The 26389-nt window shown below is 46.8% G+C and carries 22 protein-coding genes; 15 read left to right on the forward strand and 7 right to left on the reverse strand.

The genetic code is table 11. The annotated features are described in order from the left end of the window. Positions 1-86: 86 nt before the first annotated feature. On the reverse strand, positions 87-1388 hold the full coding sequence (locus F7D47_RS10195) for an MFS transporter (protein ID WP_153085687.1): 1302 nt from the start codon (positions 1386-1388) through the stop codon (positions 87-89). A 173-nt stretch (positions 1389-1561) separates the two neighbouring features. On the opposite strand from F7D47_RS10195, the gene F7D47_RS10200 reads away from it, so the two are divergent. Both F7D47_RS10200 and F7D47_RS10205 read left to right on the forward strand, forming a co-directional pair. Continuing rightward, a complete protein-coding gene (locus F7D47_RS10200) occupies positions 1562-2098 on the forward strand; it encodes a chromate transporter (protein WP_153085689.1) in 537 nt (178 codons plus the stop codon). A gap of 15 nt (positions 2099-2113) precedes the next feature. Next, positions 2114-2686 carry a chromate transporter gene (locus F7D47_RS10205; protein WP_022121159.1) on the forward strand — a complete coding sequence of 191 codons (573 nt, stop codon included), beginning with the start codon at positions 2114-2116 and terminating at the stop codon, positions 2684-2686. A 209-nt stretch (positions 2687-2895) separates the two neighbouring features. On the opposite strand, the gene F7D47_RS10210 is transcribed toward F7D47_RS10205, so the two are convergent. The 3 genes from F7D47_RS10210 to ppdK form a co-directional block, all read right to left on the reverse strand. Then, positions 2896-3543, reverse strand: coding sequence for a DUF3256 family protein (locus F7D47_RS10210; protein WP_153085690.1), 648 nt, complete (start codon positions 3541-3543; stop codon positions 2896-2898). 236 nt (positions 3544-3779) lie between these two features. Beyond that, complete coding sequence (locus F7D47_RS10215) at positions 3780-4007, reverse strand: hypothetical protein (RefSeq protein ID WP_153083888.1); 228 nt, start codon at positions 4005-4007, stop codon at positions 3780-3782. Positions 4008-4181: 174 nt separating this feature from the next. Further along, positions 4182-6902 carry a pyruvate, phosphate dikinase gene (ppdK, locus tag F7D47_RS10220; RefSeq protein WP_153108146.1) on the reverse strand — a complete coding sequence of 907 codons (2721 nt, stop codon included), beginning with the start codon at positions 6900-6902 and terminating at the stop codon, positions 4182-4184. Between the two features lie 875 nt (positions 6903-7777). Between ppdK and rlmD the strand changes: the two genes are divergently transcribed. Beyond that, a complete protein-coding gene (gene rlmD, locus F7D47_RS10225; RefSeq protein WP_118079781.1) occupies positions 7778-9229 on the forward strand; it encodes a 23S rRNA (uracil(1939)-C(5))-methyltransferase RlmD in 1452 nt (483 codons plus the stop codon). 25 nt (positions 9230-9254) lie between these two features. After that, positions 9255-10424, forward strand: coding sequence for a porin (locus tag F7D47_RS10230; protein WP_153085764.1), 1170 nt, complete (start codon positions 9255-9257; stop codon positions 10422-10424). 69 nt (positions 10425-10493) lie between these two features. Here the strand turns inward: F7D47_RS10230 and F7D47_RS10235 are convergent, their stop codons facing one another. Continuing rightward, positions 10494-11777 (reverse strand): DUF3078 domain-containing protein, encoded by a 1284-nt coding sequence (locus F7D47_RS10235; protein WP_153085766.1) that lies wholly within the window; start codon positions 11775-11777, stop codon positions 10494-10496. Positions 11778-11915: 138 nt separating this feature from the next. Here F7D47_RS10235 and F7D47_RS10240 point away from each other — a divergent pair, with 138 nt between their 5' ends. From F7D47_RS10240 to F7D47_RS10275, 8 genes are all read left to right on the forward strand, one after another. Continuing rightward, positions 11916-13520, forward strand: coding sequence for a CTP synthase (locus tag F7D47_RS10240; RefSeq protein ID WP_228113331.1), 1605 nt, complete (start codon positions 11916-11918; stop codon positions 13518-13520). Positions 13521-13575: 55 nt separating this feature from the next. After that, positions 13576-15513 carry a membrane protein insertase YidC gene (yidC, locus tag F7D47_RS10245; RefSeq protein WP_153085768.1) on the forward strand — a complete coding sequence of 646 codons (1938 nt, stop codon included), beginning with the start codon at positions 13576-13578 and terminating at the stop codon, positions 15511-15513. Between the two features lie 219 nt (positions 15514-15732). Beyond that, the gene (locus tag F7D47_RS10250) at positions 15733-15951 is read left to right on the forward strand and encodes a helix-turn-helix transcriptional regulator (protein WP_153085769.1); all 219 of its coding nucleotides are present in this window, start codon (positions 15733-15735) and stop codon (positions 15949-15951) included. Next, the gene (locus F7D47_RS10255; RefSeq protein WP_153085771.1) at positions 15948-16283 is read left to right on the forward strand and encodes a HipA N-terminal domain-containing protein; all 336 of its coding nucleotides are present in this window, start codon (positions 15948-15950) and stop codon (positions 16281-16283) included. Before F7D47_RS10250 ends, F7D47_RS10255 begins: the two co-directional genes overlap by 4 nt. 35 nt (positions 16284-16318) lie before the next feature. Continuing rightward, positions 16319-17260, forward strand: coding sequence for a HipA domain-containing protein (locus F7D47_RS10260; protein WP_153085773.1), 942 nt, complete (start codon positions 16319-16321; stop codon positions 17258-17260). A gap of 94 nt (positions 17261-17354) precedes the next feature. After that, complete coding sequence (locus tag F7D47_RS10265) at positions 17355-17555, forward strand: hypothetical protein (protein ID WP_228112458.1); 201 nt, start codon at positions 17355-17357, stop codon at positions 17553-17555. Between the two features lie 57 nt (positions 17556-17612). Continuing rightward, positions 17613-17906 (forward strand): nucleotidyltransferase family protein, encoded by a 294-nt coding sequence (locus F7D47_RS10270; protein WP_006847018.1) that lies wholly within the window; start codon positions 17613-17615, stop codon positions 17904-17906. Next, positions 17899-18264 (forward strand): HepT-like ribonuclease domain-containing protein, encoded by a 366-nt coding sequence (locus F7D47_RS10275; RefSeq protein ID WP_153085775.1) that lies wholly within the window; start codon positions 17899-17901, stop codon positions 18262-18264. The genes F7D47_RS10270 and F7D47_RS10275 overlap by 8 nt, the downstream gene beginning before the upstream one ends. Positions 18265-18355: 91 nt before the next feature. Here F7D47_RS10275 and F7D47_RS10280 read toward each other — a convergent pair whose 3' ends face one another. After that, positions 18356-19819, reverse strand: coding sequence for a DUF1846 domain-containing protein (locus tag F7D47_RS10280; RefSeq protein WP_153085777.1), 1464 nt, complete (start codon positions 19817-19819; stop codon positions 18356-18358). Positions 19820-20017: 198 nt separating this feature from the next. Between F7D47_RS10280 and F7D47_RS10285 the strand changes: the two genes are divergently transcribed. Together F7D47_RS10285 and F7D47_RS10290 are read left to right on the forward strand one after the other, a co-directional pair. Then, positions 20018-21301, forward strand: a complete 1284-nt coding sequence (locus tag F7D47_RS10285; RefSeq protein WP_153085779.1) for an O-acetylhomoserine aminocarboxypropyltransferase/cysteine synthase family protein — start codon at positions 20018-20020, stop codon at positions 21299-21301. A 52-nt stretch (positions 21302-21353) separates the two neighbouring features. Then, positions 21354-23516 (forward strand): S9 family peptidase, encoded by a 2163-nt coding sequence (locus F7D47_RS10290; RefSeq protein ID WP_153085781.1) that lies wholly within the window; start codon positions 21354-21356, stop codon positions 23514-23516. Positions 23517-23578: 62 nt separating this feature from the next. Here the strand turns inward: F7D47_RS10290 and F7D47_RS10295 are convergent, their stop codons facing one another. Continuing rightward, positions 23579-25105 (reverse strand): peptide MFS transporter, encoded by a 1527-nt coding sequence (locus tag F7D47_RS10295; protein ID WP_153083349.1) that lies wholly within the window; start codon positions 25103-25105, stop codon positions 23579-23581. Positions 25106-25407: 302 nt separating this feature from the next. Here F7D47_RS10295 and F7D47_RS10300 point away from each other — a divergent pair, with 302 nt between their 5' ends. Next, positions 25408-26283 carry a sigma-70 family RNA polymerase sigma factor gene (locus tag F7D47_RS10300; protein WP_006847025.1) on the forward strand — a complete coding sequence of 292 codons (876 nt, stop codon included), beginning with the start codon at positions 25408-25410 and terminating at the stop codon, positions 26281-26283. Positions 26284-26389 lie beyond the last annotated feature (106 nt).

Raw genomic sequence — 26389 nt, forward strand, 5'->3', positions numbered from 1 at the left:
ATGTACCCTTTCTTTATTTAAATTTATTTATATTCTTACGTAACATTCTGTTTTTACTCTCGCGTTGAGTATGACCTTTTTCTTCCTTATTTCTGTTCTTTCTTCGGACGGAAAAGGACAGCAAAGGCTACAGCTACCACGAGCGCATAACCGGCAAAGATGAACCAGCAGGTTTTCCAGTCACCCATCAGGTAGCCATCATCTGTCCAGTGGCAGTAATGGTTGATGACCATACCTGCGAGAATGGTTCCGATAGATGCTCCCAGACCGTTGGTCATCAGCATGAACAGACCCTGAGCCGATGCTCTTACCTTCACATCACATTTCTGGTCTACAAACAGACCGCCCGACACATTGAAGAAGTCGAAGGCTACACCGTAAACGATGCATGAGAGGATGAAGAAGGTAACACCTGGGAATGCAGGATTGCCCAATCCGAAGAAACCGAATCGCAAAACCCATGCCATCATGGCGATGAGCATCACAACCTTGATGCCATAACGCTTCAGGAAGAACGGAATGAGAAGGATGCAGAGCGCCTCTGCCACCTGAGAGATGGATACCAGGAGCGTAGCATTGTTAGCAGCAAAAGTATCGAGCATCGCAGGATCGCCCTTGAAACTGGTAATGAACGGAGTGGCATAGCCATTGGTTACCTGCAGACTCATACCGAGCATGCAAGAGAAGATGAAGAACATCGCCATCTCACGGCTCTTGAAGAGTTTGAAGGCATCGAACCCCCATGTCTCTACCCAGCTCTTTGTCTCTTTCTTCACGATAGGACAGGCTGGCAATGAGAAGCAATAGAGGAAGAGAAGAATGCTGAGCACACCCGATACCAGGAACTGATAATGGGTATACTGGAACTTATGGGCGTTCTCGCTCAACAGGAACGAGAATGAACCGTTGTCCCAGGTAGCACAGTTCACGATCCACATCGTGAGGATGAAGCCCACGGTTCCGAACACACGGATTGGCGGAAAAGCCTTCACGGTGTCGAGCCCGTTGCTCTTCAATATACTGAATGCCGAAGTATTTGACAATGCCAATGTAGGCATATAGAAAGCCACGCTGAAGGTGTAAACGGCAATAAACATTGCCTCATTAGGAGTATGACTAGCCTGACCCATACCGAACAGACCTATCATGGCTGCTCCTGCCAAAAGGTGACAATAGCCCAAAAGACGTTGCGGCTGGATATACTTATCTGCCACAATACCCATCAATGTAGGCATAAAAATAGATACGATTCCCTGTATGGTATAGAACCAGGAAATCTCGGCACCCATCCCAGCCTTGCCGAGATAGTTGCCCATAGACGTAAGATAAGCTCCCCAAACTGCAAACTCCAGGAAGTTCATCACTGCTAGGCGTACTTTCAGATTCATAGTTTAATGTCTTTTTATTATAAAATATTAGCTGCAAAGATACAACTTTTCGGGTAAAAAGCACACGATTTTGAAGATTATCCGCATGAAAGCTAGCATATTTAACAAATTATGTGTATTTTTGTAGCCGATTTCAACAGATATAAGAGAAAAATAATATAGAAACAACAGATATGTTAGTAAAATTTTTCCTCACGTGCAATAAAATCGGGGCTTTCACGCTAGGTGGAGGCTACGCCATGATACCGATCATGGAACAGGAATTTGTAGACAAGAACAAGTGGATGAACAAACAGGAGTTCATGGATATCATGGTAGTGGCTCAGACCACTCCGGGCATCTTCGCCATCGACATGGCGAGTCATATCGGCTATAAGCTGAAGGGAGTCTGGGGAGGCATTGTGGGTGCCATTGGCATAGCCCTACCTTCTATCATCGCCATTCTCATCATCGCCATGTTCTTCCAGCATTTCAAGGACAATTATTGGGTGGGTAAGTTCTTCATGGGTGTGCGCCCTGCCGTGGTAGCGCTCATTGCTGCACCTTGCTTCAAGATGGCAAAGACGGCAAACATCAACCGCTACAACATCTGGATTCCCGTTGTCTGCTGTCTGCTGATTGCAGCTTTCGGTATCTCCCCTATCTACATCATCATCGCAGCCGGTGTGCTGGGATGGCTCTATGGAAAGGTAAAAAAAGTAAAAAGGTAAAAAAATATAGAGATTATGCTATTTCTAAAGTTATTTCTGATATTTACCAAGATTGGAACATTTAATTTTGGTGGCGGATATGCGATGCTTTCGCTCATCCATAACGAGACGGTAGTGAAGAACCATTGGCTTACCAATGCTGAGTTTACGGATATTGTAGCTATCAGCCAGTCTACACCGGGACCTATCGGCATCAACTGTGCCACCTACGTAGGTTATACCGCCTGCCTTCACGACGGCTATCCTACCTGGGCAGCCTGCCTGGGTTCGGTATTGGCTTCGCTCTCCATCATGTGGCTGCCTTTCATCATCATGATTCTCATCAGCCGCTATCTGATTACGCACAAGGATTCTAAAATCGTAAAGGATATCTTTGCGGGGCTCCGCCCTGCCATCATCGGACTGATAGCTGCTGCCGCCGTTCTCCTGATGAATAAAGAGAACTTCGGATCACCAACTGACAATCCGTTTGTCTTCGGAGCAAGCATCGTGCTGTTTCTGGCTGCTTTCTACTTCACAAAATTCAGAAAGACCAACCCTATCCTGCTGCTTTTCATCTGCGGTATCATCGGAATGGTTATCTTCTAAACATCGCCCTGCGGTCTGAACCAACGGCCTCCAGCCGATGGGAAAGACAAGGGGCTGATGGCTTCAGATAGGGACAAAAAAAAAAATTGATTGTCTCACGACAACCAATCTTTTATTAACCTTAATAATCTAATACCATGAAAAACACGATGCAAAGGTACAAATAATCTTGTAACCTGCAATAGTTTATACCTAAAAACTTTAAGAATTTAACTCTCCTTAAAAGTTTTACCATTCCAATTAAATTTTCTTTGCACTTTAATTGCATTTATAGCCTTCTTATCGTCAGCAGACACGAAAGGTAAAGCCAAGCGCACTACGAGGCTGTTTTCATGTTGCAGGAGCAGAGCACTCACGATTTTGAGTTCAATTTTCCCCTTGAGTTCCTCAAACTTAGCCTCGCTCATCGTATCGGGTTTGGCAACAAGTCCGGAAGCCAGTTGCTGCAAAGATTTCCCATCGAAAATCCTGCTGGCATCCTGCTCTTGCCAATCCTGATTAAAGAGATAGAATTCGCTCTCCTTCTCTACTCCGGCAAAGGTTTTCACCACGCAAAGCAGCGAATCACCGTTAGCCGATGGCAGTTTCTTCATCTGCAAAGTTGCGCTCTTACTCGTTCTCAACTGAGCGAAATCAGCAGTCAGCGTATCCATCACACTCGTTTCGCCTAACAGATTCTTCACTTCCGCCTTCACTCCCATCTCCTGCAGCTCAGCAAATTCCAGCCGCAGGTTGTGGTTGAGATAAGGCACAACAGAATCGGGCATCGAAACCAGCAAGTCCTTCATCGACTTGGCTTCCATGTCCATACTTGCCATCATCAGGCAAGCACATAATATATATTTTATCTTCTTCATCACTACAATTCCTTAGACCACTTCTTTCCCCAAGGAGTAAAGAGCCAAATCAAAAATGCCGTAGCCGGAACTAAGCATATTGCAAAAGTTAAAGCCAATGTATTCATTTTTGAAGCTTATATTTTTTTAGAGATTCTCTAAGAATTTCTTACCCCATTTTGTATGAAGCCAAAGCGCCATAGCCCCAGCAACGACTGTAATCGTCGCATAAATCATAATTAATCCTTCCATAACACTTATTTTTTTAATATTCTAAAACCAACATATGCCAAAATAGCTGTGGAAGCTAGTCCAAAAGAAAGCAATCCCCAAACCATCGCATCGTCATATTTTTCTTTCATAACCATAGACAAGATACATCCTGCAACATTGGTTGTGAAATTAGCCTTAGCTAAATCATAAAAGAACTTACCAAGATTCTCTCGGCTCGTTTTTTCCTTTTCTCTATCTTCTCTTGCAGTCATATTTCTCTATTTTCCGACAAAATTACGGAAAATAAATGTAACTTGCAAATGATTTGCTCATTTTCTTTCGAAATTTAACCTAAAAAAGACGAAAAAAGAGGAAAGCGCTTCATTACGAAACACTTTCCTCTAATTATCTAATCATTAATCGTACAATCTTCTTTCAGAAGAGATTTACTCCTCTACAGCAGCCTGCGCCGCCGCAAGTCTGGCGATTGGCACGCGGAATGGAGAGCATGAAGCATAGTTCATGCCAACCTTAGCACAGAACTTAACAGATGATGGCTCACCACCATGCTCACCGCAGATACCTGTGCGGAGGTTAGGACGGGTAGCACGACCATTCTCTACTGCCATCTTGATGAGCTGACCAACACCCTCCTGGTCGAGAACCTGGAATGGGTCAACCTTCAGAATCTTCTTCTCCATGTAGGCAGGGAGGAAGGAAGCGATGTCATCACGAGAATAACCGAAGGTCATCTGTGTCAAGTCGTTAGTACCGAATGAGAAGTACTGAGCCTCCTCTGCAATCTGACCTGCTGTAAGGGCAGCACGAGGAATCTCAATCATAGTACCAATCTCGAACTCTACCTCTACACCGTACTCGATGAATACTTCCTTAGAAGTAGCGAGGATGATAGCCTTCTGCTGCTTGAGCTCCTGAACGGTACCGATGAGAGGAACCATGATTTCTGGGCATGGGTTGTAACCTTCCTTCTTCAACTCGCAGGCTGCACCGAGGATGGCGCGAGTCTGCATAGCTGTAATCTCAGGGAATGTAATACCGAGACGGCAACCGCGATGACCGAGCATAGGGTTGTTCTCTGCCAGAGAGTTTACACGCTTCTTGATTTCCTCTACGCTTACGCCCATTTCCTTAGCCATGGTCTGCTGACCAGCCAAATCGTGAGGTACGAACTCGTGGAGAGGTGGGTCGAGCAAGCGGATGTTCACGTGGCAGCCATCCATTGCCTTGAGGATTCCATAGAAGTCAGCCTTCTGGTATGGGAGGAGCTTGGCAAGTGCCTTCTCGCGACCCTCAACAGAGTCTGCCAGAATCATCTCACGCATAGCTACAATCTTCTGATCATCGAAGAACACGTGCTCAGTACGTGTCAGACCGATACCCTTGGCACCGAATGCACGGGCTACCTCAGCATCGTGTGGAGTATCCGCATTGGTACGGATTTCCATCTTTGTATATTTGTCGCAGAGGTCCATCAGCTCCTTGAAGTCGCCTGAAAGCTCTGCAGCCTTTGTCTCAATCTGTCCTGCGTAAACCTGTCCTGTAGTACCGTTCAGAGAAATGTAATCACCCTCCTTGTAAACTACGCCATCAATCTCAACAGTCTTAGTCTTGTAGTCAACGTTGATAGAGCCGGCGCCTGATACACAGCACTTACCCATACCACGGGCTACAACGGCAGCGTGAGAAGTCATACCACCACGAGCGGTAAGGATACCCTCGGCAGCTGACATACCAGCGAGGTCTTCTGGAGATGTTTCGATACGAACCATGATGACCTTCTTGCCGTCCTCATGCCACTCCTGAGCATCGTCAGCGTGGAATACAATCTGACCGCAGGCAGCACCTGGAGATGCAGGGAGACCCTGTGTGATGACCTTAGCCTTAGAGAGAGCCAGCTTATCGAATACTGGATGCAAAAGTTCATCGAGCTTCTGAGGCTCACAGCGCAGGATAGCAGTCTTCTCGTCGATCATACCTTCATGAAGGAGATCCATGGCAATCTTCACCATAGCTGTACCTGTACGCTTACCATTACGAGTCTGGAGGAACCAGAGTTTGCCTTCCTGTACGGTGAACTCCATATCCTGCATATCGTGATAGTGGTGCTCCAGCTTATCCTGCAGCGCGTCGAGTTCCTTATAGAGTTCAGGCATAGCCTCTTCCATAGAAGGATACTTGGCAGCACGCTCCTCTTCAGAGATACCTGCACGCTCAGCCCAGCGCTGAGAACCAATCTTTGTAATCTGCTGTGGAGTACGGATACCGGCTACCACGTCCTCACCCTGTGCATTGATAAGATACTCACCATTGAAGAGATTCTCACCATTACCAGCGTCACGTGAGAAGCAAACACCTGTAGCAGATGTATCGCCCATGTTACCGAATACCATCGCCATGACAGATACGGCAGTACCCCATTCATCAGGAATACCTTCCATCTTGCGGTAGAGGATAGCACGCTCGTTCATCCAAGAACGGAACACAGCGCAGATAGCGCCCCAGAGCTGATCGATTGGGTTGGTAGGGAAATCCTGACCGGTCTGCTCCTTGATAGCAGCCTTGAAGAGTTCAACGAGCTTCTTGAGCGACTCTACAGAGAGATCCTTGTCAAGTGTAACGCCCTGCTCTTCCTTCACCTTTTCGATGATAGCCTCAAATGGGTCGATATCTTCCTTGTTTACAGGCTTCAGTCCCATAACGACGTCACCGTACATCTGTACGAAACGGCGATATGAATCGTATACGAAATGAGGGTTACCGGTCTTCTTGACCAATCCCTCAGCTACTTCGTCATTCAAACCGAGGTTGAGGATGGTATCCATCATACCAGGCATAGATGCGCGTGCACCCGAACGTACTGATACGAGGAGTGGATTCTCTACAGAACCGAACTTGCTGTTCATCAATGCCTCAGTATGAGCCACAGCAGCCATTACTTCGTCCTGAAGAAGTTCTTTGATTTTTTCCTCACCCACTTCATAATATTCATTACAAGTGTCTGTTGTAATGGTGAAACCTGGAGGAACAGGTACACCAATCAGGTTCATTTCGGCAAGGTTTGCGCCTTTACCACCAAGTACTTCTCGCATTTGGGCATTGCCTTCTGCTTTTCCGTTTCCGAATGTATAAACTCTTTTTTCGTTCATAATTGTTATAGGTATATATTTTATTTCGTTTTACGTTGCTAATTATTATTTGTAATGCAAAGATACGATTTTTATTTGATACTACCAAACTTTTATACGCTTTTTTGCTATCCCGAGATTACATTTTATACTGTTGACGCACACACGGGCAGAAAATTAACAATCCCGTATACGATAGAAAGATATTTGACGAATCTGAAAGTGCGTCTCTCGGGATTGCAGCCTGCATTTTCGGTGTTTTTTACCCCCTCCAGATGCATCTGAAACTGCGTCACGACGTAGCGATGGCTACGTCCCGACGCAGTGCCAGACACGTCGCGACGTAGCAACGGCTGCGTCGGGACGTAATTTAAAGGTAAAAGGGCGTTTAAAGGTAAAAAAGTAAAAAGATTATCAGGCGATAACAAAAGTAACAAAAGTAACAGGTGACCTCTGATGTAAAAATGTGAATGTGAATGTGAATTTGAAATGTAAATGAAGAAAAAAGAATGTATGTAATGATATAATATCATTTAATTCTAATATAATAAGGTACGCGCGTACGGACAATTTAAATATATACTATCAAAAATCATCAATAAACAGCCTTGACAAAAGGATACACATGACAGTCCGTTTTCTTCACTTACATTTCAAATTCACATTCACATTCACATTTCATCCCTTTACAACCACAGAACATTACCTGTTACTTTTGTTATCGCCCCACATTTTTTTACTTTTTTACCTTTTTACTTTTTTACCTTTAATCGCCTTTTTACTTTTTTACCTTTAAAAGCCTTTTTACCTTTACTCGCAAATAATTTGGGACAACTCTTGCATTTCTCATAAAATTGCAGTATCTTTGCACCCATAAAAAAATACAAAACATTATTATGGCAAGAAAACGTAAACCATTACCTCTGTTAGAGAACATCACCATCGAGGCAGTAGCAGCCGAGGGTAAGTGCATCACACGCGTAGATGAACAGGTCATCTTCGTACCATTCTGTGTGCCAGGAGATGTTGTCGACTTGCAGGTAGTAAAGAAGAAACATAAGTACTGCGAAGCCAAGGTGGTTCGCTTCATCAAGAAGAGCGAGGTGCGACAGGAGCCTATGTGCGAGCACTTCGGCATCTGCGGCGGATGCAAATGGCAGAACCTGCCTTACGAGGAGCAGATCAAGGCAAAGCAGAAACAGGTGGAAGACCAGCTCACCCGCATCGGAAAGATAGAACTCCCTGAGTTCCGCCCTATCATGGGTAGCGTGAAGACTCAGGAGTACCGCAACAAGATAGAGTTCGGATGCAGCAACAAGCGATGGTTCACCGCCGAGGAACTGGCTCAGCTCCCTCAGAAAGAGGATGATACCGTAACATCACTCAAGGAGCGCCACGCTCAGAACGCCATCGGTTTCCATATCACCGGAGCCTTCGACAAGATTTATCCTATCAAGAAGTGCTGGCTGATGGATGACCTCTGCAACGAAATCCGCAACTTCGTATTCGAATATGCTGATTCTCACGACTATACCTTCTACGACCTGCGTGAGCAGCACGGTTTGCTCCGCAACATGATGATCCGTAATTCGAACACCGGAGAGTGGATGCTCGTCTTCCAGTTCCACTACGATGAGGAGGGCGATGAGCAGAGAGCATTGGAGCTGATGCAGCAGGTGGCTGACAAGTTTCCTCAGATCACATCGCTCATGTATGTAGACAACCAGAAGGGAAACGATACCATCAACGACCTGGAACTCAGCCTCTTCAAGGGCAACGACCATATCTACGAACTGATGGAAGACCTGAAGTTCAAGGTGGGTCCGAAGAGTTTCTACCAGACCAATACCGAGCAGGCTTACCACCTCTACTGCGTGGCCCGCGAGTTTGCCAACCTTACCGGAGATGAGCTGGTTTACGACCTCTATACCGGAACCGGAACCATCGCCAACTTCGTGGCTCACAAGGCAAAGAAGGTAATCGGTATCGAGTACGTGCCAGAGGCCATAGAGGATGCCAAGGTGAACTCTCAGGTGAACAACATCGAGAACACCCTCTTCTATGCAGGCGACATGAAGGATATCCTGACCAACGATTTCATCGCACAGCACGGTCGACCAGACGTCATCATCACCGACCCACCACGTGCCGGAATGCACCCAGACGTAATAAACGTCATTCTGAATGCAGCGCCAAAGCGCATCGTATACGTAAGCTGCAACCCGGCAACCCAGGCTCGCGACCTGCAGCTGATGGATGCGGAGTATAAGGTAGCTGCCGTACAGCCGGTGGATATGTTCCCTCATACCCCTCACGTAGAGAACGTGGTATTGCTCGAAAAGAGATAAACCTAGAAATCAAAATAGAAACAAGATGAAGAAAACCATCATCATGGCGCTCATGGCTGTAGCTTCGGTCTCAGCCAGCGCCCAGCAGAAGCAGACCATCGAAATACCATCATGGTTGAGCAACGTGAAATTGTCGGGGTATGGAATGACCCAGTATCAGTACAACGGACAGAAAGATGCTGAATCCAACTCATTCAACATCCGTATGGCGCGTATCTCTCTCGAAGGTCGCATAGCAGGCGACTTCTACTGGAAAACTCAGATTCAGTTCAACGGCAACACCTCTACCCTCGGTTCCAGTCCGAGAATGGTGGATCTGTTTGCAGAATGGCAGAAATATGAATACTTCAAGGTGAAGATCGGTCAGTTCAAGAACCCGTTCACCTTTGAGAATCCGATGCACCCTATCGACCAGGGCTTCATGGGATATTCACAGAACGTGAGCAAGCTGGCTGGTTTCAGCGACCGTGCCGGAGAACATGCATCCAACGGCCGAGACATCGGTCTTCAGTTCCAGGGCGATTTCCTCAAGAATGCCAACGGCAGAAACCTGCTGCACTATCAGATTGGTGTATTCAACGGACAGGGAACCAACACCAAGGACGTTGACCAGCAGAAGAATGTGATTGGTGGTGTATGGGTAATGCCTGTAAGCGGCATGCGCATCGGTGCCTTCGGATGGACCGGTTCTTATGCAAGAAAGGGAACCTGGACCGACGAGCATGATGCCTCCTATACTGCCGACATTCAGGAACGCTCTGGCGTTCGCAAGCTCAGCCAAAACCGCTATGCCTTCTCATTCGAATACAAGCAGGATGGCTGGACCGTACGTTCTGAGTACATCCACTCTACCGGCAAGGCTTTTGCCAAGAGCATCACCAACTTCAACGATGCCAACGCCAAGGACTGCAATCTGAATGCAAACATCGGCGATAAGGCTCAGGGTGTATACGGATTGGTTATCGCCCCATTGGCTCAGCTGCCAAAGAACAGCCGTATCGACGTAAAGGCGCGTTACGACATGTATCAGCCTAACGGCAAGAGCAACATGCAGAGGACCCAGTATGAGGCAGGTTTGAACTTCCACATCGGCAAGCGAATCTCTATCCTTACCGAGTATGCGCTCATCAACGACAAGACACTCGCGAAGCATAATTACTCCATGGCAGATGCCGAGGTTTGCTTCCGATTCTAACAGATACAACAAAGGCTCGCTCCTGCTACAGGAACGAGCCTTTATTGTGTTTACTGTCAACTACTTATCTTAGAACGAATAAGAGAAACCTACTGACATGAATTCCTTAAACTGCCAATAGCTATCATCATCCTTGCGCTTCACACCATCGTCGAAACGCGGATAGAGGAAGATGTTGGTAGAAATATAGCGGTTAAACTGGAAGGTAATGGTGTTTTCCCACTCTATTTCAGCACGCTTGTAAGTGGTGTATCCCCAGAGACGGGTCTTCCACTTGATATTATCCGCTATCTGCCAAGACAGGTCGAAGGTACACTCAGAACCGTAATCGGTCATGCCGTGCTTCCCCTCATCCAGTCCGTACCGCGTAGCCAGCGATGCTCTGCCCACATACTTCCAGTTGAAAGCCAGAGGAGCCAGATGAGCACTACCCTTCAGGCGATGATGGAACCAGTCTACATTATAATCCATACCGACAGAGAGGTTCAGATTGAATGGCGAGAAGAAATCGGAATAAACCGTCTTGTCATTACTCTTGTAACCATGCGTAAACTGAGTCTGGCCAATCAGCTGGATGGTATAATACCACTTCCTGGAAGCCTGCAGACCGAGCTTTCCGGTGTATCGGATCATATCGTCGCTCGTTTTCAGCGTATGAACCGTATCACCCTTCGAAGTCTGATAACCCAGACGCATCTCCACCTTATTATCCCACTTTATCTTCTGCTTGTTATTGTAATTGGCAAACATCGTCACTCTTCCGAGCACCGAATAATTGCTCTCACCACCCTTATACCAGTTGTCAGAAACATAGTTTTGCAGGAACTGCAGATAATAATCGCCACCTATGGTCCAGAAGTTAGGACGGGTGATGACGATGTCCATCGGAGCCGCATCCACCTCAATCGCCTTCGGAGCCACCTGCTCTACGATATTCGGATGATTCTTCTTCGGTTTGCTCTGCGCAGCCAGCGGTGCTCCCACCTCCTTGAGATGAGACTCAGTATTGCGCACCAGGTCGGGACGCTTGAGATATACCTCCATCAGCGTCTGGTCGAGCATCGTTGCGAGCGAATCCTTCACCCCATCCTGAGGCTTGAGTCGCAACATGCGTGCTGCCGGCCCATGATAGAAGGTGAGCGGCGTAAAGAGCTGGGCATATCTGCTATCCCCGGAATCCATCTTCATGGAATCGATGCGCTGACGGCACATCAAGAGCGAGTCAGCATAGATTTCAGCCAACCTGTTCTTCGATGCCTCTCCGGGCGCCACCTTCTTCAATTTGCGCTGGGCAGAAACAGGCGTCAGAGCCGAAAGGAACGCAAGAACGAGTAATCCAAATTTTATTTTCATACCTTAATTTTATAAATTTGGGCACAAAGGTAATAAATAATTCATAAATCTATGCCCTTTATTAGAAATATTTTTGCTCATTTCACAAAAATGTCGTAACTTTGCACCCAAATAATTCTAATTTAAATTATAAATATCGTGGCTGAAACAAAGTACATCTTCGTAACTGGTGGTGTGGTTTCTTCTTTGGGTAAAGGAATCATATCTTCATCCATCGGTAAACTTCTTCAAGCAAGAGGTTACAACATTACTATCCAAAAGTTTGACCCATACATCAACATCGACCCGGGTACGCTGAACCCGTATGAGCATGGTGAGTGCTACGTAACGGTAGATGGTATGGAGACCGACCTCGACCTCGGACACTACGAGCGATTCACCGGCATTCAAACTACAAAAGCGAATTCTCTCACCACTGGTCGTATCTACAAGGCAGTCATCGACAAGGAGCGTCGTGGCGATTATCTCGGCAAAACCATCCAGGTGGTGCCTCACATTACCGACGAGATCAAGCGCAACGTGAAGCTGCTCGGCAAGAAGTATCACTATGACTTCGTGATTACCGAGATTGGCGGAACCATCGGCGACATAGAGAGCGCCCCTTACATGGAGGCTATCCGACAGCTGAAATGGGAGCTGGGCAAGAACGCCATCAACGTTCACCTTACCTATGTGCCTTATCTGAAGGCAGCAGGCGAGTTGAAGACAAAGCCTACCCAGCACTCCGTGAAGGAACTGCAGAGCGTAGGTATTCAGCCAGATATCCTGATTCTCCGCACCGAGAAGCATCTCGAAGAGGGAATCATGAAGAAGGTAGCCAGCTTCTGTAACGTAGACCTGGACTGCGTGATTCAGAGCGAAGACCTTCCTAGCATCTACGAGGTGCCTGTAAACATGCAGAACCAGGGCCTCGACACCGCCATCCTCCGCAAGATGGGCGAGCCTATCGGCGAAACACCTGCGCTGGGTCCTTGGAAGACATTCCTCGACCGCAGAAACAAGGCTACAGAGGTGGTAAACATCGGTCTCGTAGGCAAGTATGACCTGCAGGATGCATACAAGAGTATCCGCGAGAGTCTCTCGCATGCCGGCACCTACAACGACCACAAGGTGAAGATTACCTTCATCAACTCAGAATATCTCACAGAAGAGAACGTGGCAGAACAGCTGAAGGGACAGGACGGTATCGTCATCTGCCCAGGCTTCGGCCAGCGAGGCATCGAGGGCAAGATTATCGCCGCCCACTATACCCGCACCCACGACATCCCTACCTTCGGCATCTGCCTGGGTATGCAGATGATGGTCATCGAGTTTGCCCGCAACGTATTGGGCTACAAGGATGCCAACTCACGCGAGATGGACGAGAAGACTCCACACAATGTCATCGACATCATGGAGGAGCAGAAGAACATATCAAACATGGGTGGAACCATGCGTCTCGGCGCTTACGAGTGTGTGCTGAAACAGGGTTCACGCGTGTTCAATATCTATAAGAAGGAGCATATTCAGGAACGCCACCGTCACCGCTATGAGTTCAACAACGAGTTCCAGCATGAATTCGAGAAGAACGGCATGATGTGCGTAGGCAGAAACCCTGAGAGCGACCTGGTAGAAATCGTAGAAATCCCAGGCTTGAAGTGGTACGTAGGTACACAGTATCATCCGGAATACCAGAGTACGGTGCTGAAACCACATCCACTTTTCATGGATTTCGTAAAGACAGCAATAGAAAACAAAAAGTAAATATTAGGAGTTAAAGGAGTAATCCCCTTTACTCCTTTAATTTCAAATTCTAAAAATGAACAAGAACAACATTATCGGTTTCCTCCTGATTGCCGTAGTGCTGATTGGCTTTAGCTGGTATAACCAGCCATCTGCCGAAGAACAGAGAACGGCATTCGTTCAGGACTCCATCGCCAAGGCTAAACATGCCGAGATGGAAAAGGCCAGCAAGGCTGCCGCTGCTAAGCGCCAGACTAATGCCAAAGCAAAGGTTGAGGCAGACTCAACCGCCCTCTTCTATTCGGCACTCAAAGGCCAGGCTAAGAAGATTGTATTGAAAAACGAGAAGGTAGAATTAACACTCAACACCAAGGGTGCTACTGTAGAGAAGGCTGTCATCAAGGGCTATGTGGGACACAACCTGCAGGTGAAAGACGGTTCGGCTGATGCCAAGGACGTAACCCTCTTCGACGGTAACGACCAGAGCCTCAAGTTCATGCTCGAGGCTAAGGAGGCTAACATCATCACCAGCGATCTCTACTTCACTCCATCCAACGTGACCGACAAGTCTGTCACCCTGACCGCTGTGGCTGGTGAAGGCAAGACGCTCACCATGACTTATACATTGGGCAATGACTACATGCTGCACATGAGCCTGCAGGCAAATGGCATGGCGGGTCTGTTCTCACCTAATTATAATAAGATGGATGTTGACTGGAGCGACAAGGCACGCCAGCAGGAACGTGGTTTCATGTTCGAAAACCGTTACACTACCCTCACCTACCATAATGCAGAAGGCGGTACCGACCACCTCAACGAAGGTAGCGAGAAGATTGACGAGAAGATAGAAGAAACCATCGACTGGGTATCTTTCAAGAACCAGTTCTTCTCTGCCATCATCGTAGCAAAGGATAACTTCGAGAAGGATGCTTTCATGACCTCTATCCCTCAGGAGAAGGGTTCGGGCTATCTGAAGCAGTTCCAGGCTAAGATGAAGACAGCTTTCGACCCAACCGGTAAGAAGGCATCTGAGTTTGAGTTCTACTTCGGTCCTAACGACTTCCAGATTCTGAAGAATACCGAGAAGGAAAGTACCTTCGGCAAGGACTTGGAATTCCAGAAGCTCGTATACCTGGGATGGCCTATCATCCGCTGGATCAACCGTTTCTTCACACTCTACGTATTCGACTGGTTGAGCAACGTGTTCCCAATGGGTATCGTATTGATTCTCATCACCTTGCTCCTCAAGCTCATCACCTACCCTATGGTGAAGAAGAGCTACATGAGTTCAGCCAAGATGCGCGTGCTGAAACCAAAACTCGAAGCTGCTACAGCTCAGTATAACAAGCCTGAGGACCAGATGCAGAAGCAGCAAGCGATGATGGCGGAATATGCCAAGTATGGTGTAAGCCCATTATCAGGTTGCTTGCCTATGCTGATTCAGATGCCGGTTTGGGTTGCGATGTTCAACTTCGTGCCTAATGCCATCCAGCTTCGTGGTGAGAAGTTCTTGTGGATGAACGACTTGAGTACCTTCGATCCAATCATAGAATGGAACACCAACATCTGGCTGATTGGCGACCACTTGAGTTTGACCTGTATCCTGTTCTGTGTAGCCAACCTGTTGTACTCTTGGATGACCATGCGTCAGCAGCGCGACCAGATGGTAGGTCAGCAGGCAGAGCAGATGAAGATGATGCAGTGGATGATGTATCTCATGCCATTGATGTTCTTCTTCATGTTCAATGACTACTCAGCCGGTCTGAACTTCTACTACTTCATCTCATTGTTCTTCAGTGCCGCTATCATGTGGACCCTGCGCAAGACAACCGACGACGAGAAACTCCTCGCCATCCTTGAGAAGCGCTATCAGGAGAACAAGAACAACCCTAAGAAGGCAAGCGGCCTGATGGCAAGAATGCAGGCTCTCCAGGAGATGCAGCGCAAGCAGCAGGAAGAGATGATGCGCAAGCAGGCAGAACTGAACGAGAAAAAGAACAATCTCGGAAAATAAAGATTACCAGATAAAAATGAAAGCGTAATGGATTACCCGGAAAAGGTGTTCATTACGCTTTTTTTGTCCCCGAAAAGGTATAATTTGTTAAATGATATTATAAATTATACCTTTTCGGGGGTATTTTCATTTTTTATTCGTATATTTGCCCCCGAAAGGGTATAATATAATATTATCCCATATATAATATTACCCGATAGGGTATAAAACAACAAGAATATGAGCAATACATTATCATCATACGTCAAGGAAATGCGCAAGCAATTCGGATTGACCCAAGTAGATTTGGCAGCGAAATCGGGCGTAGGTCTCAGATTCGTAAGAGAACTTGAACAGGGAAAGGAAACATTGCGACTCGATAAAGTAAATCAGGTCCTCCTCCTGTTCGGTCAGGAAACAGGCCCCGTTCCTATCAAAAATAAAAATAAAATATCATGAAACAAGGAAAAATATATCTCTACGACCAATACGTAGGTCTGCTGACGGAAGACGAGACAGGCTTTACCTTCGCCTATGATTCAGATTATCTGGCATCGGATGGTGCGGAAGCCGTAAGTCTGACGCTTCCCTTATCCGATGAGCCCTACCACGATACCGTACTGTTCCCATTCTTCGATGGACTAATCCCCGAAGGATGGCTGCTGAACATCGCAGAAAGCTGTTGGAAAATCAACCAGCGCGACAGAATGTCGCTCCTCCTTGCCTGCTGCAAGGATTGCATCGGAGCAGTAAGCGTGATTCCTACAAACGAATCTCAGCAGAAGAAATGAATGGTTCACCCCATAAACAGAAAGGAGAATAAGATATGGAGAAATGTCTATATTGTTATAAACCGCTCAAGCCTGGTCAGGTAGATTACCATCCCGCCTGCGCACGCAAGCTCTTCGGCACCAAGGAAGCCCCTGTCCTACCCTACGTTAGAAAGGAAATTGGCGACCTGGCAAAACAGGTAGTGCGTGCCCAGACCACCCTCACCGGTGTGCAGGCGAAGCTCTCGCTCGACGTAAATCCGGGCGGAAAGAACGAACCATCCCGCTTCACCATCGTAGGTCTTTGGGGAAAATATATCCTCAAGCCACAAACCGACCACTACCGCTGTCTACCGGAAATAGAAGACCTCACGATGCATCTCGCCGAAGCCGCCAAGATAGCTGTAGTTCCCCACGGACTGATTCGCTTTGCCGATGGCGAACTCTGTTATATCACCCGGAGAATAGACCGACTGGATGATGGACAAAAGGTGCCGATGGAAGATATGTGCCAGCTGTCAGAGCGCCTTACCGAATATAAATATAAAGGTTCCTACGAGCAGGTAGCCAGACTCATAAAGAAGTATTCATCGTTCTCGCAGCTCGACCTCGTGAACTATTGGGAAGTGGTCATCTTCTCATGGATTACGGGCAACGCTGACATGCACCTCAAGAACTTCTCGCTCTACAACAACCGCAAGTTGGGTTATGGCTTAACTCCAGCCTACGACCTCCTCTGCACGAAGATTGTGATGCCAGAAGATACCGAGGAGCTCGCCCTGACACTCAACGGAAGAAAGAGAAAGATTCTGAAATCTGATTTCGTCAAGGTAATGACCGCCTCGGGCCTCAGCGAGAAGGTAATCAATAACATCGCCAAAAAGTTCCGCCGATCTATCGTGAAATGGCTCGACCTGATAGAAGCCTCCTTCCTACCAGACAGCATGAAGAAGGAATACAAGAAACTGATTCTCAGCAGAGTTATGGCATTAAGATAGTAAACGATTGTTAAAACGCCCCAAATACTTGGTAGTGTTACTATTTTTAGTTACATTTGCTGTCGGATATATAAACAAATAGGAGGAACATAATATGGGATTATTAAAATATAAAGGTTATACGGGTAGCGTAGATTATAGTGAGGAGGACAATTGCCTATATGGTAAAGTTCTTGGAATGAGCAAGAATATGATTACCTACGAAGGCCAAGACGTTAATGAATTACGTAAGGATTTCGAAGGCGCAATAGATGACTATTTGATTGTACGCAAAGCCAAAGATAAAAATAGCTAATAGTTTTGGTTATTTCAGAATAATTCCGTATTTTTGCCCCAACTAAAGATACAAGTTATGGTTAGATTACAAGAATGTTTAGAAAAATTGGCCAACTTCAAACAACAGTTTGGAGATAGTTTTGGTATCACTAAACTCGGTATTTTCGGCTCGGTTGCACGAGGCGAAAATACAGAAGATAGTGATATAGATATTGTTGTGGAAGTAGAAAAGCCAACTCTCTTGCTCATGCACAACTTACATGAGGCTTTAAGCAAATTATTCAATACCAAAGTTGATTTAGTTCGCTTCCGCAAATCGCTCCGCCCTTTATTGCAGTCAAACATCAATCAGGAGGCCGTTTATGTATAATCGCAGTACCATCCATGACAAGCTCGAAGAAATCAAAGAATCCATCGAGTTAATACAAGAATGGAGCAAGGATGTGGAATCAGCTGATGATTTCATGCTTTCTCCAACTAAGTATATGGCCTTCAATGCTTGTGTTATGAGACTACAAGTCATTGGTGAACACGTGGGTAAACTTTTAAAAGTAGAAGAAAAGCCTTTAGAAGCTTATCCCAACATTCCATGGCAAGCAATATATGGTATGAGAAATATGATTTCTCACGAATATGCCAATGTCGATGAAACAGTCGTATATGATACTATCAAAAACGGATTGCCAGAATTGAAAATAATCATCGAAGATTTACTTCATCAGTATTAATTGGCACTCAAGAATTACCCCCGAAAAGGTATAATTAATCAAGCAGCATTATTAATTATACCTTTTCGGGGGTATTTTATTTGAAACGAATTTACTTCTTCAATACCGGCTCGCAGGTGATATCCACACCGAGCTTCTTGAAGATCTTCTGGTCTACATCACTCAGCATCACGGTGCAATGAGCCTGACAGCCGCGAAGCTTAGGCAACTGCTCCAATGCTTTCCTGCAGTTCTCATCATTCTCTGAAAGAACAGAAAGAGCTACCAAAACCTCATCGGTATGAAGACGAGGATTGTGACCACCCAGATAATTCACCTTGGTATGCTGGATAGGCTCAATCATCGACTGAGGAATCAGTTTCAATTCATGGTCGATACCCGCCAAGTGCTTGGTAACATTCAGGAGCAAGGCTGCACTACAACCCAACAACTCGCTGCTATGACCGCAGATGATGGTACCATCCTCCAACTCAATGGCCGAAGAAGTATGTCCGGTCTCCTTCTTATGATTCTTGGCAGCTACCGTCACCTTGCGATAATCAGTAGTAATCTTAGCCTGATTGAAGAGCATCTGAATCTTGTTGATCTCATCATCATTGCAAGCGCCAGCCGCCATCTTGTTGGTAGCCGCATAGTAACGGCGGACAATCTCGTTCTTGGATGCCTCGCAGCAAGCCTCATCATCAGAGATGCAGAAGCCTACCATATTCACACCCATATCCGTAGGCGACTTGTATGGATTGCTACCATAGATACCCTCGAACAGCGCATTGAGCACAGGATAAATCTCTACATCACGGTTATAGTTGATGGCAATCTTGTTGTATGCCTCCAGATGGAACGGGTCAATCATGTTCACATCGTTCAGATCGGCAGTAGCAGCCTCGTATGCAATGTTCACCGGATGCTTCAATGGAAGATTCCACACTGGGAATGTCTCAAACTTAGCATAACCGGCACGCACGCCACGCTTGTTCTCATTATAAAGCTGACTCAGGCAAACCGCCATCTTACCGCTACCAGGACCTGGCGCAGTAACAATAACCAAAGGACGCTCAGTCTCAACATAATCGTTCTGACCGAATCCCTCGTCTGAGGCAATCAGACTCACGTTATGAGGATAGCCCTCGATGAGATAATGGCAGTAAGTCTTGATGCCCTCGCGCTCCAGACGCTGTTTGAAGGCGATGGCTGCAGGCTGGCCGTTATAATGGGTGATGACAACAGAACCCACCATGAAGCCACGGTTCTGGAACTCACCACGTAGGCGCAACACGTCCTCGTCGTAAGTAATGCCCAAGTCGGCACGCTTCTTGTTTTTCTCAATATCGGCTGCACTAATCACGATAACAATCTCGATGCTATCGCTGATTTTCTGGAACATGCGCAGTTTGCTGTCAGGCTGGAAACCCGGCAAAACTCTGCTGGCATGATGATCGTCAAAAAGTTTACCGCCCAATTCGAGGTAAAGCTTTCCGTCAAACTGTGAGATTCTCTCCTTAATGTGTTCTGACTGAATCTTCAGATACTTCTCGTTATCGAAACCTATCTTCATACTACTTTAAATAAAACTATATCGCTATTATTTTGCAAATTTGACTGCAAAAGTACAAAAAAAACTGGCTATAGAACAATGTTTTACGCAAATTATTCTTAATTCTCAAGGATTTGCCGTATCTTTGCATCTTGCAATGGGCAGCATAACATGTCATATCGCAAAAACATGAAGTTTAAAAGAAAACATAACCGACAAATGAAAAAGAATTTACGTACCGCCTCTATCTGCGTGCAGGGAGGCTATGAGCCAAAGAACGGCGAACCGATTGAAGTGCCAATTTATCAAAGCACTACTTTCAAGTATGACAACTCTGAGGAGATGGCTATGCTCTTCGACCTGAAGAAGGAAGGCTATTTCTATACCCGTCTCCAGAACCCTACCAACGATGTTGTGGCTAAGAAGATTGCCGAACTCGAAGGTGGCGTGGGAGCCGTTTTAACCAGCAGCGGTCAGGCTGCCAACTTCTATGCTGTATTCAACATCTGCGAAGCGGGCGACCATATCGTTACCTCTAATGAGATTTATGGTGGTACCTTCAATCTCTTCGGTGTAACCCTGAAGAAGCTGGGCATTGAGTGTACTTTCGTGAATCCGAACGATAGCGAAGAAGAAATCCAGAAGGCTTTCCGCCCTAACACCAAGGTTGTTTTCGGCGAAACCATCAGCAACCCAGGCTGCGCTGTACTCGACATCGAGAAGTTTGCACGCATCGCTCACAAGAATGGAGTGCCTCTCATCGTAGACAACACCTTCGCTACACCAATCAACTGCCGCCCATTCGAATGGGGTGCCGACATCGTTACCCACAGTACTACCAAATATATGGATGGTACCGCTTCACAGGTAGGTGGCGTGGTAGTAGACAGCGGCAACTTCGACTGGATGGCTCATGCTGATAAGTTCCCAGGTCTCTGCACACCGGATGACAGCTACCATGGTCTGACCTATGTGAAGGCTTTCGGCAAGATGGGCTACACCACCAAACTCGTGGCTCAGCTGATGCGCGATCTCGGCAGCATCCCTGCCCCAATGAATTCGTTCATCCTCAACCTCGGTCTTCAGAGTCTCCACCTCCGTATGCGCCAGCATTGTGCCAATGCACAGAAGGTGGCAGAGTTCCTGCAGAACGATGAGCGTGTGGCTTGGGTTCATTATAGCGGTCTGGAGGGCGATGAGTATCATGCGCTTGCCCAGAAGTATATGCCAAACGGCACCTGCGGTGTTATTGCCTTCGGATTGAAAGGAGATCGCGAGACAGCCATCAAGTTTATGGATTCTCTCGACATGATCAACATCGTAACCCATGTAGCCGATGCCCGCACCTGTGTGCTCCATCCAGCCAGTCACACCCATCGCCAGCTCAGCGAAGAGCAGCTGAAGGAAGCAGGTGTTGCGCCAGATCTGATTCGCCTCTCCATAGGTATCGAAGATGTAGAAGACATCCTCGATGATATCAAGCAGGCTTTGGATCAGATTTAAGACAATAGGATACATAACAACAAAGCAACATTATAACAGTAAAATTAGAAACATGATTAAAGCTATGATTTTAGCTGCTGCGGCTCTCACGATGGGCACAGCTGCTGATGCACAGACTATGATTCAGAAAAATGACATCAAGGTAGAAAACCACCTGATGACTCCTGAGGCTCTCTGGGCAATGGGACGTATCGGTGGCGCCGAAGCTTCGCCTAACGGCAAGCAGGTTGTGTACCAGGTGGGTTACTACAGTGTAAAGGAGAACAAGGGTCATCAGATGCTCTTCATCATGGATGCCAACGGCAAGAACCAGAAGGCATTGACCACCGATGCAAAGAGCGAAACAGATGCTGCCTGGATTCAGGGCGGACAGAAGATTGCCTTCATCCGCGACGGACAGCTCTGGAGCATGAACCCTGACGGTACAGGCAGAAAGCAGCTCACCAACGACAAGTTGGGCATCCAGGGTTTCCGCTTCTCTCCTGACGGCAAGAAGGTAATCCTCATCAAGGAACTCCCTTACCACGGAACCATCAAGGAGAATCCTTCTGATCTTCCATTGGCTACCGGCCGTCTCGTAACTGATATGAACTATCGCCACTGGGACCACTACGTAGAGAGCCTTCTCCATCCTTTCGTGGCTGATGTGGCTGAAGACGGCACCATCAACGCCGGCGAAGACATCCTGAAGGATGAACCATTCGAGTGCCCTATGGCTCCATTCGGTGGCATCGAGCAGCTGGCATGGAGTCCGGATTCCAAGACCATCGCCTATACCTGCCGCAAGAAGGAGGGCGTTCAGTATGCCATCTCTACCGATTCTGATATCTATCTATATAATATAGGTACGCGCGAGACTAAGAACCTCTGCAAGGAGGCTGGCTATGTAGAGCCTAAGATTGATGCAACCAAGAGCATGAAGAACCAGGCAGTCAACGCTCCTGAGAATCTGAAGAACAATCCGGGTTACGACGTGAACCCTCAGTTCTCTGCTGACGGCAAGTACATCGCTTGGCAGAGCATGGCTCGCGATGGCTACGAGAGCGACCGCAACCGCCTCTGTGTTTACGAACTCGCTACCGGCAAGAAGAACTATGTATCAGAGAAGTTCGACTCTAACGTAGAGGGCTTCGTATGGAACAAGGACAACAAGAGCCTCAGCTTCATCGGCGTATGGCACGGAACCCTGAACCTCTATCAGGCTAACTTCAAGGGCGAAGTAAAGCAGATTACCAACGAGTGGGCTGACTACGGAAGCATCTCGCTTGCCAACAACGGCAACAAGCTTCTCGCTACCAAGGCTAGCATGAGTCATCCTACTGATATCTACATCGTAACTCCAGGCAAGGATGCCAAGAGTACCAAGGTAGAGCAGATTACCCGCGAGAACGACCATATTCTGAACCAGTTGAATATGGGTAAGTGTGAGCAGCGTTGGGTAAAGACTACCGACGGCAAGCAGATGCTGGTATGGATCATGTTGCCATCTAATTTCGATGCCAACAAGAAGTATCCTACCCTTCTCTTCTGCGAGGGTGGTCCTCAGAGTCCGGTAAGCCAGTTCTGGAGCTACCGCTGGAACATCCAGATCATGGCTGCCAACGGTTATGTCATCGTATTGCCAAACCGTCGCGGTCTTCCTGGTTTCGGAAGCGCATGGAACGAAGAGATTTCTGGCGACTGGACAGGCCAGTGCATGAACGATTATCTTTCAGCTATTGATGATGCTGCCAACAATCTTCCTTACGTAGACAAGGATCGTTTGGGTTGTGTAGGTGCCAGCTTCGGTGGTTTCTCAGTATACTATCTCGCCGGTCATCACAACAAGCGTTTCAAGGCATTCCTCGCTCACGATGGTGCTTTCAACCTGGAGAGCATGTATACCGATACCGAGGAGGCTTGGTTCTCTAACTGGGAATATGAGGATGCTTACTGGAACAAGGACCAGAGTGCCAACGCCAAGAAGACTTACGAGAACAGTCCTCATAAGTTTGTAGACAAGTGGGATACTCCAATCCTCTGCATCCACGGCGAAAAGGATTACCGTATCAATGCCAACCAGGGCATGGGCGCCTTCAATGCAGCCCGCATGCGTGGCATCCCAGCCGAGCTCCTCATCTATCCTGATGAGAACCACTGGGTATTGAAGCCACAGAACGGCGTGCTCTGGCAGCGCACCTTCTTCGGCTGGTTAGACAAGTGGTTGAAGAAATAACAAATAAAAAAGGCTTGCTCCGTAATGAAGCAAGCCTTTTTTATATATTATAATTCAAAGATTTAGCTTACGCGATTCAACTTCTTGATGATAGAGAAGATGAAGAGAGCTGAAACCAGGCAAATACCTGCGAGAACACCCCAGATGGCAATGAGGTTGAAGTTCTGACCCCACATGATGCCAGGAATCATAACCAACTGGTTACCGATGGCTGTTGCACCGAACCAGAGACCCATCATCAAACCAGCATACTTTGGAGGAGCTACCTTCGATACAAATGAAATACCGATTGGAGAAAGCAGAAGCTCTGCGAATGTAAGGATGAGGTATGTAGAGATGAGGAGGTTAGCACTTACACGTGTACCCTCTGTAGCAGGATTGCCCTGTGTCAAAGGAAGCTCCAAGCCCATAGAACCTACAGCCATCCATACAAAACCGAGAGCTGCAACGAGCATACCCAAACCAATCTTCTCTGGCGATGTAGGCTCCTTGCCAATCTTGTGAAGCCATGAGAACAAAGCAACGCTCACTGGTGTCAATGCCACTACATAGCATGGGTTGAACTGCTGGAAGATAGGAGCCTCAACATCTACGGCACCTTCAAGGTTGCTGTACTTGTAGAAGAGGAAAGCGATGGCAGCAACAATAACACCAAGAGAGATGCCCTTACCCTTGCCAGTCTTGCTCTGTGCCAGACCGAAACAACCGTAAACCACGAAGATGCAGGCTACGAGGTTGGTAACATCGAACGCCATTGACTGCAGACCCTCTGAAGTCTTCTGTGTATAATCGCGGGCAAAGAGTGTCAATGTATTACCGTTCTGATGGAAAGCCATCCAGAAGAAGATAACCACAGCAAATACGAGACAGAGGCAGATGATGCGCTCCTTGGTCTCAGCCTTAGAAAGTTCGTTTGTCTCCTTAGCAGAAGTCTTATCATCCTTACTCTTGGTCTCAGAAGCAAGAACATGCTTGTATGTAAAGCTGAAGGCATAGTAGATAGCGATACTGAAAATCAGTGAAGCACATGCCACGGCGAATGCGAAGTGGTAGGAATCTTCCACCGACACGCTCAAGCTCTCCTGCGCCCACTTCATAATCTTGATGGCAGCAGTAGGAGCAAACATAGCACCGATGTTGATAGCCATATAGAAGAGTGAGAAACCGGAATCACGTTTGCTGGCATACTGTGGCTCATCATAGAGACGGCCTACCATCACCTGCAGATTACCCTTGAACAGACCGGTTCCCAAAGCGATGAGAATAAGTGAAATACCCATAGCAGCAACGGCAACGGTTTCCTTGCCAAGAGGAAGTGAGAGAACAAGATAGCCGATGAACATGATGAAGATACCTGTGGTAACCATACGTCCAAAGCCAAACTTGTCGGCTGCGATACCACCGATGATAGGAAGGAAATAAACCATCATCAGGAATGTAGAATAAATAGTACTTGCCAATCCGGTTTCAAAACCGAAGTTGGCCTGCAAATAAAGCAAGAACACAGCAAGCATGGTGTAATAGCCGAAACGCTCACCCGTGTTTGCCAAAGCTAAGGCCCACAGACCTTTTGGTTGATTCTCAAACATAATTTTTTGTTTTGTTGTTATTTTATTATTTAGTTATTCTTTTCTCGCAATTTTTGTGCAAAGATACATAAATTATTCCATATTTCAAACTTATTGCACCAAAAAGCGCACTTCACATAGCATTTTTCTACTAGGAACCGGCTAAAATTCTAAAAAACAGACAAATCAGATAAAAAATTTCCGTTTATATTACAACGTAATTGCATTTTTTTTCGTACCTTTGCACCCCGAAACCATGAGGAGGTTTCGGGATACACAAAAATACTTCAAAAAATTCTAAATAGAAAGGTAAAAGGATATTTATGAGACAACTTAAGATTAGTAAGAGTATAACCAACCGTTCCAGTGAAGCACTCGACAAGTACTTGGTGGAGATTGGTAGAGAGCCTATGGTCTCTATCGATGAAGAAATCGAACTTGCCCAGAAGATTCGCAAAGGCGGTCGTGAGGGAGAACGTGCCAAGGAGAAATTGGTAAAAGCAAACCTTCGTTTCGTTGTATCTGTTGCTAAGCAATATCAGCACCAAGGTCTTTCTCTTACCGACCTCATCGACGAGGGTAACATCGGTTTGGTAAAGGCTGCTGAAAAGTTTGACGAGACCCGCGGCTTTAAGTTTATCTCATACGCCGTATGGTGGATTCGTCAGAGCATCCTGCAGGCTATTGCCGAGCAGAGCCGTATCGTTCGCCTGCCTTTGAACCAGGTAGGTGCATTGAGTAAGATTAGTGCAGAAATCAGTAAGTTTGAGCAGGAGAACCAGCGCAAACCTTCTGTTGCTGAGCTCGCTCAAATCACAAAGATGGAAGAAAGCAAAATCGACCAGACCATCAAGGCAGATAATCACCACATGAGTATCGATGCTCCATTCGGTAGCGATGATGATGACAATGCGATGGTCGACGTGATGGCTTCGGGTGATGACAGCCGTACCGACAAGGGTGTAGACTTCGAGTCTATGGCGAGCGAGCTTGACCGCGTTCTCAACTCTGTATTGAAAGACCGTGAGCGCAAGATTCTGTGCTACTGCTATGGTATCGGTTGCCACGAGAAGGGTTTGGAGGAAATCGGCAGCGAGTTCAACCTTACCCGTGAGCGTGTTCGCCAGATTCGCGAAAAGAGTATCATCAAGCTCCGTGATAGCGGTAAGATCAAAATCTTGATGAAGTACTTGGGATAAGTTAAGTGAAGAGTGAAGAACGAAGAGTGAAGAATTCTTTTGCTTTTCTTCACTAGGGTTTGAAGACGAGAGAAAAATAGATAAAACCAAGTTGCTCATAGCAACG

Source organism: Segatella copri (assembly GCF_009494835.1).
Classification (GTDB): Bacteria; Bacteroidota; Bacteroidia; order Bacteroidales; family Bacteroidaceae; genus Prevotella; species Prevotella copri_F.

Bases quoted from the DNA above. Each gene is read 5' to 3' on its own strand.
- F7D47_RS10300 (WP_006847025.1), top strand. From the start codon at position 25,408: ATGAGACAACTTAAGATTAGTAAGAGTATAACCAACCGTTCCAGTGAA.
- F7D47_RS10205 (WP_022121159.1), top strand. From the start codon at position 2,114: ATGCTATTTCTAAAGTTATTTCTGATATTTACCAAGATTGGAACATTT.
- F7D47_RS10250 (WP_153085769.1), top strand. From the start codon at position 15,733: ATGAGCAATACATTATCATCATACGTCAAGGAAATGCGCAAGCAATTC.
- F7D47_RS10255 (WP_153085771.1), top strand. From the start codon at position 15,948: ATGAAACAAGGAAAAATATATCTCTACGACCAATACGTAGGTCTGCTG.
- F7D47_RS10290 (WP_153085781.1), top strand. From the start codon at position 21,354: ATGATTAAAGCTATGATTTTAGCTGCTGCGGCTCTCACGATGGGCACA.
- F7D47_RS10270 (WP_006847018.1), top strand. From the start codon at position 17,613: ATGGTTAGATTACAAGAATGTTTAGAAAAATTGGCCAACTTCAAACAA.
- yidC (WP_153085768.1), top strand. From the start codon at position 13,576: ATGAACAAGAACAACATTATCGGTTTCCTCCTGATTGCCGTAGTGCTG.
- F7D47_RS10235 (WP_153085766.1), bottom strand. From the start codon at position 11,777: ATGAAAATAAAATTTGGATTACTCGTTCTTGCGTTCCTTTCGGCTCTG.
- F7D47_RS10195 (WP_153085687.1), bottom strand. From the start codon at position 1,388: ATGAATCTGAAAGTACGCCTAGCAGTGATGAACTTCCTGGAGTTTGCA.
- rlmD (WP_118079781.1), top strand. From the start codon at position 7,778: ATGGCAAGAAAACGTAAACCATTACCTCTGTTAGAGAACATCACCATC.
- F7D47_RS10230 (WP_153085764.1), top strand. From the start codon at position 9,255: ATGAAGAAAACCATCATCATGGCGCTCATGGCTGTAGCTTCGGTCTCA.
- F7D47_RS10200 (WP_153085689.1), top strand. From the start codon at position 1,562: ATGTTAGTAAAATTTTTCCTCACGTGCAATAAAATCGGGGCTTTCACG.
- F7D47_RS10280 (WP_153085777.1), bottom strand. From the start codon at position 19,819: ATGAAGATAGGTTTCGATAACGAGAAGTATCTGAAGATTCAGTCAGAA.
- F7D47_RS10260 (WP_153085773.1), top strand. From the start codon at position 16,319: ATGGAGAAATGTCTATATTGTTATAAACCGCTCAAGCCTGGTCAGGTA.
- F7D47_RS10215 (WP_153083888.1), bottom strand. From the start codon at position 4,007: ATGACTGCAAGAGAAGATAGAGAAAAGGAAAAAACGAGCCGAGAGAAT.
- F7D47_RS10295 (WP_153083349.1), bottom strand. From the start codon at position 25,105: ATGTTTGAGAATCAACCAAAAGGTCTGTGGGCCTTAGCTTTGGCAAAC.
- ppdK (WP_153108146.1), bottom strand. From the start codon at position 6,902: ATGAACGAAAAAAGAGTTTATACATTCGGAAACGGAAAAGCAGAAGGC.
- F7D47_RS10210 (WP_153085690.1), bottom strand. From the start codon at position 3,543: ATGAAGAAGATAAAATATATATTATGTGCTTGCCTGATGATGGCAAGT.
- F7D47_RS10285 (WP_153085779.1), top strand. From the start codon at position 20,018: ATGAAAAAGAATTTACGTACCGCCTCTATCTGCGTGCAGGGAGGCTAT.
- F7D47_RS10275 (WP_153085775.1), top strand. From the start codon at position 17,899: ATGTATAATCGCAGTACCATCCATGACAAGCTCGAAGAAATCAAAGAA.
- F7D47_RS10265 (WP_228112458.1), top strand. From the start codon at position 17,355: ATGGGATTATTAAAATATAAAGGTTATACGGGTAGCGTAGATTATAGT.